Here is a 17,444-nt window from a genome sequence, read left to right as displayed (position 1 = left end):
GGGGCAGGCCGCCCCGACCGCTCCACCCTCCGCCGCGGGCGATTCGTAAAGTAGTGGCCCGAATGCCAAACATCCGGAGGTTCGGGCCATGCACCGCGTTGCCGTCGTCGCCGTCCCCCCGGCCACCACTTTCGACCTGTCCATCCCCGAGTTGGTCCTCGGCGAGACGGTCGTCGACGGCCGCCCCGGCTACCAGGTCCGCGTCTGCGCCGCACGCCCCGGTTTCGTCGCCACCAGCGGCAGTCTGGAGGTCACCGTTCCCCACGGGCTGGAGGCCGTCGACGCCGCCGACACCGTCATCGTGACCGGGACCGGGGCCCGCGAGGACGTCGAACCGCACGTCCTCGCAGCACTGCGCCGCGCGTCGGCCGCGGGCAAACGCGTCGCCTCCATCTGCACCGGAGCATTCGTCCTCGCGCAGGCCGGACTGCTCGACGGGCGCAGCGCCACCACCTACTGGGCCAAGTCCGAGGAGTTCTCCGCGCGCTTCCCATCGGTCCGGCTGCGGCCCGACGTCCTGTACGTCGAGGACGGCAACGTGCTGACCTCCGCCGGGCTGTCCGCCGGCATCGACCTGTGCCTGCACCTGGTGCGTACCGACTACGGCGCCGCGACGGCCAACGCGGTCGCCAGGCTGGTGGTAGCGGCGCCGGTCCGGCCCGGCGGGCAGACACAGTTCATCGCGACACCGCTGCCACCCGAGACGGGCACCTCCCTGGCCCCGACGCGGGCCTGGGCGCTCGACCGCCTGCACGAACCGCTCACCCGCACCGACCTCGCCGCCCACGCGGCAACCAGCGTCCGGACCCTGACCCGCAGGTTCCACGAGGAGACCGGACTGAGCCCGCTGCAGTGGCTCCTCCACCAGCGCGTGATCCAGGCCCAGGAGCTCCTGGAGACGACCGACCTGCCGATGGACCAGGTCGCCCGGCTCAGCGGCCTCGCCACCCCCGACTCCCTGCGTCACCACCTGTCCCGACGCACCGGCCTGACCCCCACCGCCTACCGAATCGCCTTCACCCACCGCCCCGGCCGAGGAGGTGCCCCGCGCCCCCGGGCTGAGCCCCGATCCCAACCGCGGCCGACAACGGGGCCGGACAACGCCGAAGGCTACGAGATTCGAACTCGTGAGGGATTGCTCCCAACACGCTTTCCAAATGTTCGTCCGGCTGTCCGGGCATGTTCGCAGGGGTCCTGACCTGCGGCGGAATGACCTGTCGGCCGGGCTCCGAACGGCGCTGGACGGGGGTGAATGCAACCAGAACTGCAACCATGCCGGGTCATGCCTGAGCAATGGACTGTCTCCGCCCTCGGCCGCCCGCAGAGGCTCCCTCGGCAACCGTGGTGGATCACCCTCCTCAGGGGCGTTCAAAGACCTGGAGCGCTCCGCCGACGGAGAAGCACAGCGCGCCGGTGAAGGTTCCCCAGTTGGCGATCGTGGCGTTGATCAGGCTTCCGGTGCTCGGGCGGGTGAAGGCGGCCAGTGCCGAGACCATGAAGAGTACGGAACCGAGCTGGTTCACCGCGATGATCCACCAGCCGAGGCTCCGTGATCGGACGCAGGGGCGCGAGCGATGACAGATCTCGACGAAGGCGAGATGCCCGGACACCAGGAACAGCATGCAGCCGACGACATCGGGCGCCCAGATCAGCCGGTTGACCTGCTGAACGGTGAGCCCTTGAAGGAATGAGTCCAGCAGATTGACCGCGAACACCAGCGTTCCTGCGAAGAGCACCGCTGTGCTGAGCCAGCCGACGTCCATCGGCTCGTAACTCCACCATCTCCAGCGGGGTGTGCTCACTGGATCTGTTGGCCCTGAGCGGCGGGGGGCGTTGACGACCTGCAGCAACGCGGCGTAGCCGCCCGTGTTGAAGAAGAGGCCCCCCGCGAAGTAGATACAGGCGCTCACCGTCGGATCTCCGGATCCGAACTGGGCGACAGCGGCCCCGGCAGCGAACAGGGCGCCACCGATGATGAAGGCGACCGAGGCGATGATGTTGACTCTGCGCAACCGGCCGAGGCCGGCAGCATCGACGCCGGCGCTCGTCGTCGTGCTTGCCGGCCCTTGCCCGGCACGTACGGTGATCACACCGCATCTGCGTGCCAACCTGGACTCCCACACCGTCGTGCCCCCCTCAGGGAGAACCCAGGTGCGCCGGGTAACGAACGGTCCGGCGCCTTCCACGTGCTGCTCAGCCCTTCGCACGAGCCGAGCGTAACGATCGGGTCGCACGTTGTCGGAGAGAAACGGAGCGCCATTCGGCTGACGCGGGAGCGGAAAGGCCGACGGGCGGTGCCCGGGATCGCAGACTGCCCGCCGTTCGGCCTGGCTGGGAACGCCGGTGCCGGTCGTGGGCGGCGCCGGCCAGGCCGGCCGATCCGGCGGAGCCGCGCGCTTCACTGCGTCGGACCGGACGGCAGGCTGAGCAGGCCGAGTTGAAGATGCTCTCCGCGCCGGAGTGTCTGACCGGACAGCGGCTGAACCCGGCCGGACGGGGGTGAACGAGACCAGAACTGAGACCAGGAGGGGGCTCAGGCGGCGGCGCGCAGGTAGCGAGGTGGGCTCCGAACCTCCTTTCTCGCCGGCATCGAATCGACTGCGTCCTCGCCGGTTGGGGCAGCGCCGTTGTCGGCGCGGGCGACTCTAAGATCATCGACACGATGACTAGGGGGGGCCTCATGCGAGGCTTCGACTCGGCGCGACGCCGAGTGGCACTGTCGGGCGCCGCACTTCTGTGCGCGGCCAGCGGATTCGGCCCGTTGAGCGGGGAGGCGGTCGCGGCGGCCGGCACGGTGTGCGGGCAGAACACGCTCACCGTGTCAGGTAGTTACGAGCTCGGCCCCGGTGAGTGGAACGCCGACCCGACGACGGTGAGCCAGTGCGTCACCACCGACGGCGGCGCGGATTTCACGCTCTCCACCAGCCAGTTGACGGCCGGCAGCATCACCAACCCCAACCAGGGGCCGGGGGCCTACGCGTACATCAAGCCCACCCAGGGCCTGCCGATCCCGGTCGCCTCGCTCGGTGACGCGACGAGCACCTGGCACACGACCCAGGGCGCCGCGGGTACCTACGATGCCGCGTACGACCTCTGGTTCAGCAGTAACGCGACCAGCTGTGACCCGACCACCAGCGACGAGCTGATGATCTGGCTCAACGGACAAGGGCCGCAGGCCAAGCCCTACGGGCCGACCACCGTCGGCGCGGTCGACATCGGCGGTACGGGCTACCAGGTGAACGCGGCGACCATCTCGCCGACCCATCACCTGATCAACTATCAGCTGCCGACCGCGACGAGCGCAGTCGACCACCTCGACCTCCGGCTGTTCGCCATCGACGCGATCAGCCGGGGCTACCTGCCCCAGGCGCAGTACCTGTGCGGAGTCTCCGCCGGCTTCGAAATCTGGGAGAACGGCACCGGCCTGGCCACCAAGTCCTTCTCCTTCGAGCCCGTGGCAGGCCTGCCCACCGGTACAGTCTCCTCGGGCATCCCGGGCCGCTGCCTGGACGACTTCCGCGCTGCGACGACCGACGGCAACCCGGTCGTTCTTTGGGGCTGCAACGGCACCAATGCGCAGAGCTGGACCTTCGCCAATGACGGGACCCTGCAGGTGCTGGGCAAGTGCCTGGAGCCGACCGGCACAACGTCCGGGAGCCTGATCGTGCTCGGCTCCTGTACCGACGCCGCCGCGAAGTGGCGCCCCGGGGCCTCGCACTCGCTGGTGAACATCGGAACCGGTCTCTGCCTGGACGACCCCGGCGCCTCCACCACCTGGGGAGTGCAGCTGCAGCTCTACACCTGCAACGGCACCCCCGCCCAGCAGTGGCGGCTGCCCTACAACGGCGTGCAGATCTCCGGTGGACTCACCAACGCGGCCGCCCAGAAGTGCCTCACCGACGGTTCGGCCGGTGCGCCTGCGGTGCTCTCGTCCTGCACCTACAGCGGCTCGCAGATCTGGACACTCGGCAACGACGGCAGCCTCCGTGCCCTCGGCCTCTGCCTGCAGCCGGCCACCGGCACAGCAGCCACCCTGGCGACCTGCGACGGCAGCGCAGGCCAGCACTGGGTCGTCCACCCGAGCGGCTACCTGAGCCACCCGTCCGACGGCCTCTGCCTGGACGATCCCCAGAGCTCCGTAGCCGAAGGCGTACAACTCCAACTCGCGGGCTGCACCACCAGCCCCAGCCAGACGTGGTACCTGCCGGCCTGACCGAGTAATGGCCCCGTGCGTCCGCACGGGGCCATTGTCAGGGCGGGCGCAGTGCACGGCCGGAGCCCCTGGAAAGGCGGATGTGACTGTGAACGAGGAAGGCCCCGACCGCTGAGCGGTCGGGGCCCTCGTTTGCCCTGATGGGCAGAGGCGGAGGATACGAGATTCGAACTCGTGAGGGATTGCTCCCAACACGCTTTCCAATTCTCACGATCGCCGTCCGCCGGGGTTCACAACCGTCCTGACCTGCGATGGAGCGGGCCGCGTGGCGGCGACTGAACTCGGCCGGACGGGGGTGAATGAGACCAGAACTGAGACCGACGGCCCGGCGCTCGGGCGACCGACGGTTCTGGGCTTTGGTTGGCTGTCGGTGTCTTCGGGGTGCCGAGGCGAGGCGTCTGCGGTGGCTCCTTCCCGATCAGCGGACGGCCAGGTGCCGTGCAAGAACCCGCGGACGATGCGGCGGATCCTTGGGATCGCGACGGTCGGGTCGACGGTTCCGATCAGCGCATTCCGCCTCTGTGCCGTCAGCAATCTGCCGCTTGAAGCTGGGCAGTGCCCGGTGCCTGCCTGCACGGCAGTGTCCGGGAACTCCCGGGCGTGCCGAGAGACGTCCACCTCGGCGGGCGCGGACTCCTTTTCCTCCCGACCTTCCACTGTCCGGTGGGCCGGTGCTATCCGATCTCCCTGGCCGTCCGGTCGTGGTCGCCTGTTCGGCCGGTCCTGGCCTCCTCCTGTCGCGGTCCGACGGCTCCGCCGGCCCGCGGACGCTGGGGAGGGTGATCGGGAACACCCGTGCCGGGGGAGGCCGTTCGACACCGGCACACAGCACTCGGCGTCCTGCTGCTGGGACAGGGCGCCTGATCGCACCCTCCCCTGCTCCTGTACCACTCTCGGAAACGGCTGGAGTTGGTGCCCGCTCGGATTCCGCCGTAACCAGGGGGACGGCGACGGTCCCGACCGCTGAGCGGTCAGGGCCTTCGATCGCGGATCCTCATCAGGTGTCAGGAGTTGCGTGGGGTGACCAGTCCGGATTCGTAGGCCAAGCAAACGAGCTGGGCCCGGTCGCGGGCGTGGAGCTTGGTCATTGCCCGGTTGATGTGGGTTTTCGCGGTCATCGGACTGATCACCATGCGGGCGGCGATCTGGTCGTTGGACAGGCCCTGCGCGACGAGGGCGACGGCCTCGCGTTCGCGGCTGGTCAGCTCCTCCAGCCCTGTCGCGGCACCGGTGTTGAGCGGCTGGGAGACGTACCGGTCGATCAGCTTGCGGGTGATCGAGGGCGCGAGCAGCGCGTCGCCGCGCGCGGCCACCCGAACGGCGTGCAGGAAGTCGTCCGGGACGATGTCCTTGACCAGGAACCCGGCGGCGCCGGCGCGCAGCGCCTCGAAGACGTACTCGTCCAGGCCGTAGTTGGTCAGGATGACGACGTGCACCGCGGCGAGTTCCGGGTCGGCGGCGATCCGCCGGGTCGTCTCGATGCCGTCGACGACGGGCATCTGGATGTCGACGAGCGCGATGTCGGGCCGGTGTTGCCTGGAGAGCTCCAGGGCCTGCTGGCCGTCGGCGGCCTCGGCCACCACCTCGATGTCCTCCTCGAGGTCGAGGAGCGCGCGGAATCCGCTGCGGATGAGGGGCTGGTCGTCGACCAGCAGGACGCGGATCACGAGGTCCGGTCCACGGGGAGTTCGGCCTGGACGGTGAAACCGCCCCCGTCGCGCGGTTCGGCACGCAGCAGACCGCCGAGGGCGGTGACGCGCTCGCGCATGCCGAGCAGCCCGACCCCGGGCACCGGGGCGGTGTCCGGAGTGGCCTTCCCGTCGTCGTCGATGCGCAGCCCGAGGGCGTCGGGCCGGTAGTCGATCCGGACCGAGGCCGTCGTCGCGGCGGCGTGCCGGACGATGTTGGTCAGCGACTCCTGGACGATCCGGTAGGCGGTCCGGCCCACCGCCGCCGACACGTCGGATCGCTGCCCCTCGATCGTCAACGTCGCTGCCAGACCGGCACTTTCGGCCCGCTGCACCAGCTCCGGGATCTGGCCGAGCCCTCGCGGCGGAGTGGTGTCGTCGTCGCGCAGTGCCTCCAGGGTCGCGCGCAGTTCCCGGCTCGCCTCACGTCCGGCCTCCTGGATCGCCAGCAGGGCCTCCGGCACCTGCTCGCCGCGTCTGCGGACCACATGGACGGCGACCTCGGACTGCAGCTTGATGATGGAGATCTGGTGGGTGAGCGAGTCGTGCAACTCCCGGGCGATGTGCAGCCGTTCCTCGTCAGCGCGGCGCCGCGCGGTCTCCTCGCGGGTGCGCTCGGCCTCGTCCGCCCGACGCTCGGCCTGCCGCACCGCCTCCCCCGCGGCGAAGGCGGCGACGAGCCAGGCGAGCTCCAGGGTGCCACGCGCCTGCACCAGCACTTCGCCGACGGGCCCGTCACGGACGGCCAGCGCGGTGAGTTGAAGAGCCATCAGCAGGGCCACGGACGCCGTCACCGCGAGGGTACGGTGGCCGGCCCGCACCACGCCGTACACCGCGACCAGGTACGCGACGGTGAGCACGTCGAACCCGGCCGCCTGGTAGCCCACCGCGCACAGCCCGGTGACGGCCAGCACGATCACCGGCGCCCTGCGGCGCGCGGCCAGCGCCAGGCCGCCGGCCGCCAGCAGCGCGTAGCCGGCCCGGTCGGGCCACGGACCGGTGTGCCTCCCGGACCACCCGGTGCCCAGCATGAGTGCCGTCACGCCCGCGGCGATCGCCAAGTTCCCGGCGCCGGCCGGGACACCGAACCGTCGTCTGCTCATGCGCGCACCCTAGCTCGATGCCGCTGGTGGGCGAGTCCGGCCGGTGGATGACGGACCGGCTACCGCGCCTGCGGTACGGGCCCGACTCCTGCCGCGTCCGCGGTAGCCGCGTGCGCCACCGGTGGCAGCGCAAAGTGCGTCCGGCTGTGGGACGACCGGTGGTGGGTCCGGCGGACAGGATCGGCGACATCCAGCAGAAGTCGTCAGAGGAGGAGCACCTCATGTCCGTCCGTTATGTGCTGGCCGCACCGGCGGCCGCGTACGCCTCGGTCCAGCCTTTCGCCACCGGCGCCCATGACCTGACCGCCGGGCGGCTCGTGGGCGCCACGGCCGCAGTGGTGTCGCTGGTCGGCGTGGCGGTCGGCGCCCTGGCCCTGGCCCGTGCCGCAGGCCGAATCGGCACCGGCAGCGGCACGCGGGGAGCCGTTGTGGCCCAGGTGGCGGGCCTGCTCGGCATGGCCGTCGGCGGGTTCACCCTGGCGGTCGCCGACGGCGGTCCCGGCACCGGCAACGGAGTGCTCGGCGGTGCGGTGGGACTGGTGCTGGGGCTGATCGGCGCGGTCCTCGGCCGACTGGCGCTGGCCCGTTCCCGTTCCCGCCGCACCGGAGGACCGGCCGACGGCGGCCGGGGCCATGTATGAGCGGCCAAGTGATCTAGAAGGAAAGGGACTTGAGGAGACGAAGACGGCAACCGAAACCGCCCCCACGGGCGGCACGCTGGCGGGACTGGGCCGCTTCTGTTTCCGGCGCCGCCGCCTGGTCCCGCTGAGCTGGATCGTCGGTGTGATCGCCGTGGCGTTCGTCGGCTTCGGCTATGGTGCCGCTCTCGACAATGACTTCTCCGGCGGAGACTCGCAGTCGGCCAAGGCGCAGCAGCTGATGGAAAAGCACCTCCCTGCGGAGCAAGGCGACCGGCTGACCCTCGCGATCAAGGCCGACAAGGGGATCGACGATCCTGCCGTGAAGAAGCGGATCGAGCAGGTCATCGCCGAGCTCGCGGACTCACCCGTCACCGGACCGGTGACCTCGCCGTACCAGGACAAGAACCTGGTGACCCAGGATCGTCGGATCGCCCGGGTGACCGTCCCGCTGAGCGACAAGGATGTGGTGAAGAGCGAGGTCAAGCCCATGGTGGACGCGGTCAAGAACGCCTCTGACGGCACCCTCACGTTTGCGCTGGGCGGATACATGGCCGAGAAGGCCGAGACGCCCCGCAGGGTCCGGCCGAAAGCGTGGGCCTCCTGGCCGCAGCAGTGATCCTGTTCATCGCCTTCGGATCACTGGTGGCCATGGGCCTGCCGATGCTGACCGCCCTCCTGGCGATCGTGGCCGGCCTCGCCCTGATGAAGCTGGTCGGGCACCTGGTCCCGCGCCGAATTTCGCTCTGACCTTCGGCGCGATGATCGGGCTCGGCGTCGGCATCGACTACGCACTGTTCATCGTGACCCGCTACAAGGACAGCCTTCGGGACGGCGACGCCCCCGAGAGCGCCACGGTCAAGGCCACCAGCACCGCGTGCCATGCGGTGCTGTTCGCCGACACGACCGTAGTGATCGCCCTGATGGGCCTGCTCGTCATGGGACAGCGGCTGATGACCGGCTTGGCCGTCACCACGTCCATCACGGTGCTGGTCACGATGATCGCCGCGGTGACCCTGCTGCCCGCGCTCCTCGGCTTCACCGGACACCGGATCAACTCGCTGCGCGCGCCCAGCCGTTCGCCCAGCAGTTCGCCCGGCCGGGACCAGAAGCGTCGTACGCTCGTCGAGCGTTGGGCCGCCGTGGTGCAGCGCAGGCCGCTGGTCGCCGCCCTGCTGTCCGGCGGGATCCTGCTGGTGCTGGCCGCCCCGACGCTGTCGATGCGGCTGGGCCAGCCCGACGCCATCGTCCAGCCCCACGACCGTAGCAGCTACCGCTCGTACGAGATCCTCGCCGAGGGCTTCGGTCCGGGCTACGGAGCACCCTTGGTCTTCGTCGCCGGGGTCGACTCCCGGGGTGCCGATCTGCGTCCCGTCGTCGAGGCGGTCGGCAGGACCGAGGGCATCGCCTCCGCCACGCCGCTCCGGGTCAGTGCGGACGGGCAGGCCGTCACCTTCGTCGCCTTCCCCACCACCGGATACCAGGACGAGGCGACCGCGAACCTGGTGCACCAGCTCCGCGACCACGTGCTGCCCCGGACCGCCGGCGGCGGAACGGTCCTCGTCGGCGGACCCAACGCCGCCACCATCGACACCGCCGAGGAGTCCGGTGCGCGCCTGCCGCTGATGATCGGGGCCGTCGTCGCGATGTCGATGGTGCTGCTGATCACGCTGGTCCGTTCGGTCACCATCGCCCTGCAGGCCGCCGTGATGAACCTGCTGTCGATCGGCGCCTCCTACGGTGTGCTGGTGGCGGTCGTGCAGTGGGGATGGCTCGGCCCGGCCCTTGGGTTCCCTGGCGCCATGCCGGTGTCGACCTGGGTGCCGATGATGATGTTCCCGACCTTGTTCGGCCTGTCGATGGACTACCAGGTGTTCCTGATCTCGCGGGTCCGTGAGGAGTACGAGCGCACTGGCGACACCCGCAGGCCGTCGCCACCGGGCTGGCGCGAACCGCCAAGGTGATCACGGCCGCGGCCGCCATCATGATCGCCGTCTTCACCACCTCCCTGCTCGACACCGATGTCGCGGTCAAGCAGGGAGGCCTGGGCATGGCCGTCGCCGTGCTCGTCGACGCCACCGTCGTCCGGATGGTCTTCGTCCCCGCGGTGATGGAACTGTGCGGCAAGGCCAACTGGTGGATGCCCGGACGCCGGGCGCCGAAGACGACCTCGACCGCACCGGCCCGAGTCCGGGAAGGAGTCGAAGTCTGACCCCTCCTCGGGTCGGCAGTGTGCGGAACTCCGGCGGCTTCGCTGGCGAGGGGCCGTCCGGGGCACGCGGAGCGGCCCGCACGCGGGCCTGACGACGAAGGCCCGGACCGTGTGACACGGTCCGGGCCTTCTGCCAGCGGAGGATACGAGATTCGAACTCGTGAGGGATTGCTCCCAACACGCTTTCCAAGCGTGCGCCCTAGGCCTCTAGGCGAATCCTCCGTGGGAGAGCTTAGTACATGTTTCGGGGTGGTCGCGACCACCTATCCCGCAGGCCGGGGGTGGGGGTGGCCTGTGGATCGTCGGGGCCGGGATCCGGTAGTGTGGGGGTCAGCCCCTCGTGTGGCGTTATCTCTCTGAACCCCCCCAGGGCCGGAAGGCAGCAAGGGTAGGAGGGCTCTGGCGGGTGCACGAGGGGTCTTTGCGTTCCCGGGGAGCCGGGGTTGCGGGGGCCGGGCAGTGAGGGGCGACGCGTTTGTCGGTCCGTCCCGATATCGTCGGGGGTGTGTCCCTAGCCCTGTACCGCCGCTACCGCCCCGAGACCTTCGCGGAGGTCATCGGGCAGGAGCACGTGACCGCTCCGCTCCAGCAGGCCCTGCGTAACAACCGGGTCAATCACGCGTACCTGTTCAGCGGGCCGCGCGGCTGTGGAAAGACGACGAGTGCGCGCATCCTGGCCCGCTGTCTGAACTGTGAGCAGGGGCCGACGCCCACGCCCTGCGGGGAGTGCCAGTCCTGCCAGGACCTCGCGACCGGCGGGCCCGGCTCGATCGACGTGATCGAGATCGACGCCGCCTCGCACGGTGGTGTGGACGACGCGCGCGAGCTGCGCGAGCGGGCGTTCTTCGCACCGGTGCACAGCCGGTACAAGATCTTCATCCTCGACGAGGCGCACATGGTGACCTCGGCCGGCTTCAACGCGCTGCTCAAGGTGGTCGAGGAGCCGCCGGAGCACCTCAAGTTCATCTTCGCGACCACCGAGCCGGAGAAGGTGATCGGGACGATCCGGTCCCGGACGCACCACTACCCGTTCCGGCTGGTCCCGCCCGGCACCCTGCGCGACTACCTGACGGACGTCTGCGGCCGCGAGGGCATCCAGGTCGAGGACACGGTGTTCCCGCTGGTGGTCCGGGCCGGGGCGGGCTCGGTGCGTGACTCGATGTCCGTCATGGACCAGCTGCTGGCCGGCGCCGCCGAGGGCGGCGTCACGTACCAGATGGCGACCTCGCTGCTCGGGTACACCGACTCCGCGCTGCTGGACGAGGTGGTGGACGCCTTCGCCGCGCACGACGGGGCGACGGTGTTCCAGGTGATCGACCGGGTGGTCGAGGGCGGGCACGACCCGCGCCGCTTCGTCACCGACCTGCTGGAGCGGCTGCGCGACCTGGTGATCCTGGCCACGGTGCCGGACGCCGGGGAGAAGGGGCTGATCGACGCCCCGGCGGACCGGGTCGCGGTGATGCAGGCGCAGGCCGACGCGTTCGGCTCGGCCGAGCTGAGCCGGGCCGCGGACATCGTCAACACCGGACTGACCGAGATGCGCGGCAACGCGGCGCCCCGGCTGCAGCTGGAGCTGATCTGCGCGCGGGTGATGCTGCCCGGCGCGTACAGCGACGAGCTGTCGCTGCAGGCGCGCCTGGACAAGCTGGAGCGGCGGGCGGCGGCGGGTGGGTTCGCCGCGCCGATGGCGGTGCCGGGAGCGGCTCCGGGAGCGGCTCCGCTGGGCGTACCGGCGGCTGCGCCGGTGGCCGAGCCCGCTGCCGTGCCCGCGATGGAGGTGCCGGCTGCGGCTCCCGTGCCGCCCGCGCCCATGGCGCCGCCCGCGCCCGTGCAGGCTCCGCCGCCTCCGGCCGCGCCCGCCGGGCCCGCGCCGGGTGCCTGGCCGATCCCGCGCAGCTTCCCGCCCGCCGGTGGGGGCGCCCCCGCCCCGGCCGCCGCGGCGCCTGCCGCGCCGCAGCCGCAGGCCGCTCCGGCCCCGGCGGCCGCCCCGGTGCCCGCGCCTGCTCCGGCTCCCGCCGCGGCCCCCGCATCGGCCGTTCCCGGCGGGCAGCCGTCGGCGGCCGCGCAGCAGGGTGCCGCGCAGGTCCGGCAGCTGTGGCCGCAGATCCTGGAGGCGGTGAAGAACCGCCGCCGCTTCACCTGGATCCTGCTCAGCCAGAACGGCCAGGTGGCCGGGTTCGACGGCAGTGTGCTCCAGGTGTCGTTCATCAATGCCGGCGCCCGGGACAGCTTCGTCGGCAGCAACAGCGACGACGTGCTGCGTGCCGCGCTGACCGACGCGCTGGGCGTGGACTGGCGGATCGAGTGCATCGTCGATCCGTCCGGCGGTGTCGGCGCCGCCCCGAGCGGTGCTCCCGGTGGCGCTCAGGGCGGTGGCGCCCAGGGCGGTGGGGGCTGGGGAGCCCCGGCCCGTCCGGCCGCCCCGCCGACCATGGCGCCCGCGTCCGCTCCGGCGCCCGCGCCCGTGGTGGCACCTCCGCCGCTGCAGGCCCCGCCCGTGCAGTCCGCGCCGGTGCAGGCCCCGCCGCCCGCCGCCGCGCCGCAGGCCCGTCCGGTGCAGTCGGTGGCGCCGGAGGACGACATCCCGGAGGAGGACGACCCGGACCTCAAGGAGGACGCGTTCTCCGGTCAGGAGCTGATCATCCGCGAGCTGGGTGCGACGGTGCTGGAGGAGATCCACCACCGGGGCAGCTGAGCCACGAGGGCAGCTGGGCCGCCCGGGCATCCGAGCCGCCGGGGCAGCTGAGTTACCGGGGCCCCTGAGCAGGACGCAGCACGTAGGCTCGGCGGTGACGAACGACTCACCGCAGACAGCCTGACAGCAAGGAGAGAGCCGTGTTCCCCGGTGGTGGCCAGCCCAACATGCAGCAGCTGATGAAGCAGGCGCAGAAGATGCAGCAGGATCTCGCGAAGGCCCAGCAGGAGCTGGCCGAGGCGAAGGTGACCGGTACGGCGGGCGGCGGCCTGGTCGAGGCGACGGTGACCGGCGCCGGTGAGCTGGTGGCGCTGACCATCGCCCCGGCCGCGGTCGACCCGGAGGACTCCGAGACCCTGGGCGACCTGATCCTGGCGGCGGTCCGCGACGCGAACCAGACCGCGCAGAAGATGCAGGCCGAGCGGATGGGCCCGCTGACCCAGGGCCTGGGCGGCGGCATCCCCGGCCTGCCGTTCTGACCCGGCTGATCTGAGCCTGCCGTCCTGAGCCTGCCGTTCCGAGCCGAGTAGGCCGAACGGATCTGAAGTTCAGACGACAGACCCATGTGATTTATGTGGGAGTCGGGCGTCGGGCGCTGTGTCCGACGCCCGATTCGTTGGATGATGGCACCGGAGCACCACCGACCATCCGAAGGAAGGCGCGACGTTGTACGAGGGCGTGGTTCAGGACCTGATCGACGAACTGGGCAGGCTGCCCGGCGTCGGGCCCAAGAGCGCCCAGCGGATCGCCTTCCACGTGCTGCAAGCCGACCCGATCGACGTGCGTCGGCTCGCGCACACACTGCTGGAGGTCAAGGACAAGGTCCGCTTCTGCGTGGTCTGCGGCAACGTCGCGGAGGCCGAGCAGTGCCGGGTCTGCCTGGACCCCCGCCGCGACCTCGCCGTCATCTGCGTGGTCGAGGAGTCCAAGGACGTCGTCGCCATCGAGCGCACCCGTGAGTTCCGCGGCCGCTACCACGTGCTGGGCGGCGCGATCAGCCCCATCGAGGGCGTCGGCCCGGACGACCTGCGTATCCGCGAGCTGCTGTCGCGCCTCGCGGACGGCACGGTCACCGAGCTGATCCTGGCCACCGACCCCAACCTGGAGGGGGAGGCGACCGCCACCTACCTGGCCCGGCTCTGCAAGCCGATGGGCCTGAAGGTGACCCGTCTGGCGAGCGGCCTGCCCGTCGGCGGGGATCTGGAGTACGCGGACGAGGTCACCCTCGGCCGCGCCTTCGAAGGGAGACGACTGCTCGATGTCTGACCGGACGATCAACCAGCAGCACACCCACGCGCACGGCTCGGAGCCGGACGACTTCGCCGTGCAGATCGCCGACTCGGTGGAGAGCTTCGTACTCGCCGTCACCGAGGTCGCCAAGGGCGACGAGCCGGGCAGCGCGGTGTCCCTGCTGCTCCTGGAGGTCTCGCAGCTGCTGCTGGCCGGTGGCCGGCTGGGTGCCATCGAGGACGTCGTCCCGGAGGACCGCTTCGAGCCCGACACCGGTCCGGAGCCGGACGGCGAGCAACTGCGCGAGCGGCTGGCCGAGCTGCTCGCGCCGATCGACGTCTACCACGAGGTCTTCGACCCGTACGGCCCGGCGGAGAAGCCCAACGCCTTCCGGATCTCGGACGACCTGGCCGGCGTGGTCAGCGAGCTCCAGCACGGCCTGACGCACTACCGCGAGGGCCGGGTCAGCGAGGCGCTGTGGTGGTGGCAGTTCTCCTACCTCTCCAACTGGGGTACGACCTGCACCGCGGTGCTGCGGGCCCTGCAGTCGCTGATCGCGCACGTCCGGCTGGACAGCCCGATCGGCGCGGCGCCGGACGGGGCGGACACCGACGACGACGGGCTCACCGACGAGCAGCTGGAGCAGCAGGCGGGCGACCTGATGGCAGCCGAGCTGGGGATGTAGCGGTAAGGCCAGGGCCGCAGCGGTAAGCGGTGAGTGGTAAGCGGCAAGTGGTAACCGGTGAAGCGGGGATCGCGGTCGCGGCGCCGAGGGTGACGGATGTCGACTGTGACAGATGCCTCAGCGATCCGCCCGGAGAGGAAATCCGGCCGGGTCGCCGTCCGTGGACCCGCCGATTCTTCGGGGTCGCACCGAATCGCCCGCAGACCTGCCGGTGGAGCCACCCGTTTCGCCGATCACCTGCTGAAACAGGCGTCTCATCATATGGAAAGCGCCGGTCGGGGCACCCCTGCTCGGTAGACTGGCGCGGACCGCACACCCCCCTCCCCCCGGGGGGTACGGGGGCCTGGTGCCCCCGGAAAACGACACAAGTCGAGGAGCGCACGTGGGCCTTGTCGTGCAGAAGTACGGCGGCTCATCCGTTGCGGATGCCGAGGGCATCAAGCGCGTAGCCCGCCGAATCGTTGACGCCAAGAAGGCCGGCCATGAGGTCGTCGTCGTGGTGTCCGCGATGGGCGACACGACGGACGAGCTCATCGAACTCGCCGAGCAGGTGTCACCGCTGCCTGCCGGCCGTGAGTTCGACATGCTGCTGACCGCTGGAGAGCGCATCTCCATGGCGCTGCTGGCCATGGCGATCAAATCCCTGGGTCACGAGGCCCAGTCCTTCACGGGCAGCCAGGCCGGTGTCATCACCGACTCCGTCCACAACCGGGCGCGCATCATCGACGTGACGCCGGGTCGCATCCGCACCGCCCTGGACGAGGGCAACATCGCGATCGTGGCCGGCTTCCAGGGCGTGTCCCAGACCGGCAAGGACATCACCACGCTGGGCCGGGGCGGCTCGGACACCACCGCCGTCGCCCTCGCCGCCGCCCTCAAGGCGGAGGTCTGCGAGATCTACACCGACGTGGACGGCGTGTTCACCGCCGACCCGCGCGTGGTGAAGAAGGCCCGCAAGATCGACTGGATCGCCTACGAGGACATGCTCGAGCTGGCGTCCTCCGGCTCCAAGGTGCTGCTCGACCGCTGTGTGGAGTACGCCCGGCGCTACAACATCCCGATTCACGTACGCTCGTCCTTCTCGGGTCTCCCCGGGACGATCGTCAGCAACGACAACCCGAACAAGCCCGAAGGGGGCGAGATGGAGCAGGCCATCATCTCCGGAGTCGCCCACGACACCTCCGAGGCCAAGGTCACGGTCGTCGGCGTGCCCGACAAGCCGGGCGAGGCGGCCCGTATCTTCCGTGCCATCGCCGACGCCGAGGTCAACATCGACATGGTGGTGCAGAACGTCTCCGCCGCGTCGACCGGCCTGACCGACATCTCCTTCACCCTGCCCAAGACCGAGGGCCAGAAGGCCATCGACGCGCTCGGCCGGGTCAAGGAAGGCATCGGCTACGAGTCGCTGCGCTACGACGACGCGATCGGCAAGATCTCGCTCGTCGGCGCAGGAATGCGCTCCAACCCGGGCGTCACCGCGACCTTCTTCGAGGCGCTGTCCGCCGCGGGCGTCAACATCGAGCTGATCTCCACCTCGGAGATCCGCATCTCGGTCGTCACCCGCGCCGAGGACGTGCCGGAGGCCGTCCGCGCCGTGCACAGCGCCTTCGGCCTGGACAGCGAGACGGACGAGGCCGTCGTCTACGGAGGCACCGGGCGATGACCCGGGAGCGCAGCGGAGGCAGCGGGCGATGACCCGGCGGCCGAACCTCGCCGTCGTCGGCGCCACCGGCGCGGTCGGCGAGGTGCTGCTCGGCCTGCTCTCACTCCGTCAGGATGTGTGGGGCGAGGTCCGACTCGTCGCCTCCCCGCGCTCGGCCGGCCGCAAGCCGGTCGTGCGCGGCGAGGCCGTCGAAGTCGTCCCGCTGGCCGAGGAGGCCTTCGCCGGGATCGACATCGCCGTGTTCGCCGTCCCCGACGAGGTCTCCGCCCAGTGGGCGCCGGTCGCGGCGGCCAAGGGCGTCGTGGTGGTCGACGACTCCGCCGCCTTCCGCACCACCGGGGACGTGCCGCTGGTCGTCCCCGAGATCAACGCGGCCGCGCTGCGGATCCGCCCGCGCGGCATCGTCGCCAGCCCGGCCAGCACCACCCTTGCGATGATCGCGGCGGTCGGTGCGCTGCACGCCGAATACGGGCTGACCCAACTCGTCGTCGCCTCCTACCAGGCCGCCGGCGGCGAGGGCCGCGACGGCGAGGCGGCCCTGCGCGAGCAGACCGCGCTCGTGGCGGGCACCGAGGTCGGCCGGCAGACCGGCGACCTGCGCGCGGTCATCGCCGACCACGGGCCGTTCGCCGCCCCCCTCGCGTACAACGCCGTGCCCTGGACCGGCGGACTGCGCGAGGGCGGCTGGGCCGCCGAGGAGCTGGGCATCCGCGACGAGTCCCGCAAGATCCTCGGCCTGCCCGCCCTGAAGGTCTCCGCGACCTGCGTCCACATCCCGGTCGTCCGCACCCACGCGCTGGCCGTACACGCCCGGTTCGAACGGGAAGTCACCCAGGAACACGCGCAGGACATCCTGCGCGACGCACCCGGCGTGGTCCTCTACGACGACCCGGCGGCCGGCGAGTTCCCGACGCCGAACGACGTGGTCGGAACCGACCCGGTCTGGGTCGGGCGAGTACGCCGGGCCCTGGACGAGCCGGAGGCACTGGACCTGTTCCTGTGCGGGGACAACCTGCGCAAGGGGGCGGCGCTCAACCTGCTCCAGATCGCCGAACTGGTGGCCGGCGAGCTGACGGTGGACCAAGGCTGAGCCGGCGGTGGACCGGGTCCGTGAGGCCTGACATTCGTTCCGATGTGCCCGATTGTGTCCACACCTGTGTCCATACCTGTGTCCGCTCCTCGACACAATCTGTCCGGAATCCCGAGGGAATCCCCTGGAGGCTGCTTCCGCCCATGCGGAAGAATGGGCCCCGGGCTGGGCAACCATGACAGGGGATCGAGTGTCCAACGGGCGTGGCGAACGTGATGGTGGGGGCA

At 70.9% G+C, this 17,444-nt stretch carries 14 protein-coding genes, 1 tRNA gene, 1 other RNA gene and 1 pseudogene; 13 read left to right on the top strand and 4 right to left on the bottom strand.

The window, feature by feature from the left end; all coding sequences use genetic code 11:
* The first annotated feature begins 88 nt into the window (after nt 1-88).
* The gene (locus ACIBEC_RS12980; RefSeq protein ID WP_360496367.1) at nt 89-1,198 is read left to right on the top strand and encodes a helix-turn-helix domain-containing protein; all 1,110 of its coding nucleotides are present in this window, start codon (nt 89-91) and stop codon (nt 1,196-1,198) included.
* A gap of 160 nt (nt 1,199-1,358) precedes the next feature.
* On the opposite strand, the gene ACIBEC_RS12975 is transcribed toward ACIBEC_RS12980, so the two are convergent.
* Nucleotides 1,359-2,207 carry a hypothetical protein gene (locus ACIBEC_RS12975; protein ID WP_360496364.1) on the bottom strand — a complete coding sequence of 283 codons (849 nt, stop codon included), beginning with the start codon at nt 2,205-2,207 and terminating at the stop codon, nt 1,359-1,361.
* A gap of 473 nt (nt 2,208-2,680) precedes the next feature.
* Between ACIBEC_RS12975 and ACIBEC_RS12970 the strand changes: the two genes are divergently transcribed.
* Nucleotides 2,681-4,213 (top strand): ricin-type beta-trefoil lectin domain protein, encoded by a 1,533-nt coding sequence (locus ACIBEC_RS12970; protein ID WP_360496361.1) that lies wholly within the window; start codon nt 2,681-2,683, stop codon nt 4,211-4,213.
* A gap of 1,004 nt (nt 4,214-5,217) precedes the next feature.
* On the opposite strand, the gene ACIBEC_RS12965 is transcribed toward ACIBEC_RS12970, so the two are convergent.
* Together ACIBEC_RS12965 and ACIBEC_RS12960 are read right to left on the bottom strand one after the other, a co-directional pair.
* A complete protein-coding gene (locus ACIBEC_RS12965) occupies nt 5,218-5,880 on the bottom strand; it encodes a response regulator transcription factor (RefSeq protein WP_360496358.1) in 663 nt (220 codons plus the stop codon).
* Nucleotides 5,877-7,004 (bottom strand): sensor histidine kinase, encoded by a 1,128-nt coding sequence (locus ACIBEC_RS12960; RefSeq protein ID WP_360496355.1) that lies wholly within the window; start codon nt 7,002-7,004, stop codon nt 5,877-5,879. Before ACIBEC_RS12960 ends, ACIBEC_RS12965 begins: the two co-directional genes overlap by 4 nt.
* A 221-nt stretch (nt 7,005-7,225) precedes the next feature.
* Between ACIBEC_RS12960 and ACIBEC_RS12955 the strand changes: the two genes are divergently transcribed.
* The 4 genes and pseudogenes from ACIBEC_RS12955 to ACIBEC_RS12940 all read left to right on the top strand — a co-directional run bounded on the left by ACIBEC_RS12955 (nt 7,226) and on the right by ACIBEC_RS12940 (nt 9,854).
* Nucleotides 7,226-7,645, top strand: a complete 420-nt coding sequence (locus ACIBEC_RS12955) for a DUF6223 family protein (protein ID WP_360496352.1) — start codon at nt 7,226-7,228, stop codon at nt 7,643-7,645.
* Nucleotides 7,638-8,261: an MMPL family transporter gene (locus ACIBEC_RS12950; RefSeq protein ID WP_360496349.1), complete on the top strand. Its 624-nt coding sequence runs from the start codon at nt 7,638-7,640 to the stop codon at nt 8,259-8,261. The genes ACIBEC_RS12955 and ACIBEC_RS12950 overlap by 8 nt, the downstream gene beginning before the upstream one ends.
* Nucleotides 8,258-8,392, top strand: a complete 135-nt coding sequence (locus ACIBEC_RS12945; protein WP_360496346.1) for a hypothetical protein — start codon at nt 8,258-8,260, stop codon at nt 8,390-8,392. Before ACIBEC_RS12950 ends, ACIBEC_RS12945 begins: the two co-directional genes overlap by 4 nt.
* Nucleotides 8,393-8,403: 11 nt before the next feature.
* A pseudogene (locus ACIBEC_RS12940) lies at nt 8,404-9,854 on the top strand (MMPL family transporter).
* A gap of 137 nt (nt 9,855-9,991) precedes the next feature.
* On the opposite strand, the gene ACIBEC_RS12935 reads toward ACIBEC_RS12940, so the two are convergent.
* Nucleotides 9,992-10,076 (bottom strand) — tRNA-Ser (locus ACIBEC_RS12935).
* A gap of 110 nt (nt 10,077-10,186) precedes the next feature.
* Here ACIBEC_RS12935 and ffs point away from each other — a divergent pair.
* From ffs to ACIBEC_RS12900, 7 genes are all read left to right on the top strand, one after another.
* Nucleotides 10,187-10,277, top strand: an RNA gene (gene ffs, locus ACIBEC_RS12930) — signal recognition particle sRNA small type.
* Between the two features lie 82 nt (nt 10,278-10,359).
* Nucleotides 10,360-12,549 carry a DNA polymerase III subunit gamma and tau gene (locus ACIBEC_RS12925; protein WP_360496343.1) on the top strand — a complete coding sequence of 730 codons (2,190 nt, stop codon included), beginning with the start codon at nt 10,360-10,362 and terminating at the stop codon, nt 12,547-12,549.
* A 140-nt stretch (nt 12,550-12,689) separates the two neighbouring features.
* Nucleotides 12,690-13,028, top strand: a complete 339-nt coding sequence (locus tag ACIBEC_RS12920; RefSeq protein WP_360496340.1) for a YbaB/EbfC family nucleoid-associated protein — start codon at nt 12,690-12,692, stop codon at nt 13,026-13,028.
* 187 nt (nt 13,029-13,215) lie between these two features.
* Complete coding sequence (gene recR, locus ACIBEC_RS12915) at nt 13,216-13,815, top strand: recombination mediator RecR (protein ID WP_360496337.1); 600 nt, start codon at nt 13,216-13,218, stop codon at nt 13,813-13,815.
* Nucleotides 13,808-14,464: a DUF5063 domain-containing protein gene (locus ACIBEC_RS12910; RefSeq protein WP_360496334.1), complete on the top strand. Its 657-nt coding sequence runs from the start codon at nt 13,808-13,810 to the stop codon at nt 14,462-14,464. Before recR ends, ACIBEC_RS12910 begins: the two co-directional genes overlap by 8 nt.
* Before the next feature lie 382 nt (nt 14,465-14,846).
* Nucleotides 14,847-16,127 carry an aspartate kinase gene (locus tag ACIBEC_RS12905; protein ID WP_360496331.1) on the top strand — a complete coding sequence of 427 codons (1,281 nt, stop codon included), beginning with the start codon at nt 14,847-14,849 and terminating at the stop codon, nt 16,125-16,127.
* Between the two features lie 28 nt (nt 16,128-16,155).
* Nucleotides 16,156-17,217, top strand: coding sequence for an aspartate-semialdehyde dehydrogenase (locus ACIBEC_RS12900; RefSeq protein ID WP_360496328.1), 1,062 nt, complete (start codon nt 16,156-16,158; stop codon nt 17,215-17,217).
* The last annotated feature ends 227 nt before the right edge of the window (nt 17,218-17,444 follow it).

Origin of the sequence: Kitasatospora sp. NPDC051164 (assembly GCF_044455625.1) — a bacterium.
In the GTDB taxonomy this organism is placed as follows: Bacteria; Actinomycetota; Actinomycetes; order Streptomycetales; family Streptomycetaceae; genus Kitasatospora.
This window is presented reverse-complemented; position numbering and strand designations above follow the sequence as displayed.

Excerpts from the sequence above, each read along its gene's own strand:
- ACIBEC_RS12910 (WP_360496334.1), top strand. The coding sequence starts at position 13,808 with ATGTCTGACCGGACGATCAACCAGCAGCACACCCACGCGCACGGCTCG.
- ACIBEC_RS12970 (WP_360496361.1), top strand. The coding sequence starts at position 2,681 with ATGCGAGGCTTCGACTCGGCGCGACGCCGAGTGGCACTGTCGGGCGCC.
- ACIBEC_RS12980 (WP_360496367.1), top strand. The coding sequence starts at position 89 with ATGCACCGCGTTGCCGTCGTCGCCGTCCCCCCGGCCACCACTTTCGAC.
- ACIBEC_RS12900 (WP_360496328.1), top strand. The coding sequence starts at position 16,156 with ATGACCCGGCGGCCGAACCTCGCCGTCGTCGGCGCCACCGGCGCGGTC.
- ACIBEC_RS12955 (WP_360496352.1), top strand. The coding sequence starts at position 7,226 with ATGTCCGTCCGTTATGTGCTGGCCGCACCGGCGGCCGCGTACGCCTCG.
- ACIBEC_RS12950 (WP_360496349.1), top strand. The coding sequence starts at position 7,638 with ATGTATGAGCGGCCAAGTGATCTAGAAGGAAAGGGACTTGAGGAGACG.
- ACIBEC_RS12960 (WP_360496355.1), bottom strand. The coding sequence starts at position 7,004 with ATGAGCAGACGACGGTTCGGTGTCCCGGCCGGCGCCGGGAACTTGGCG.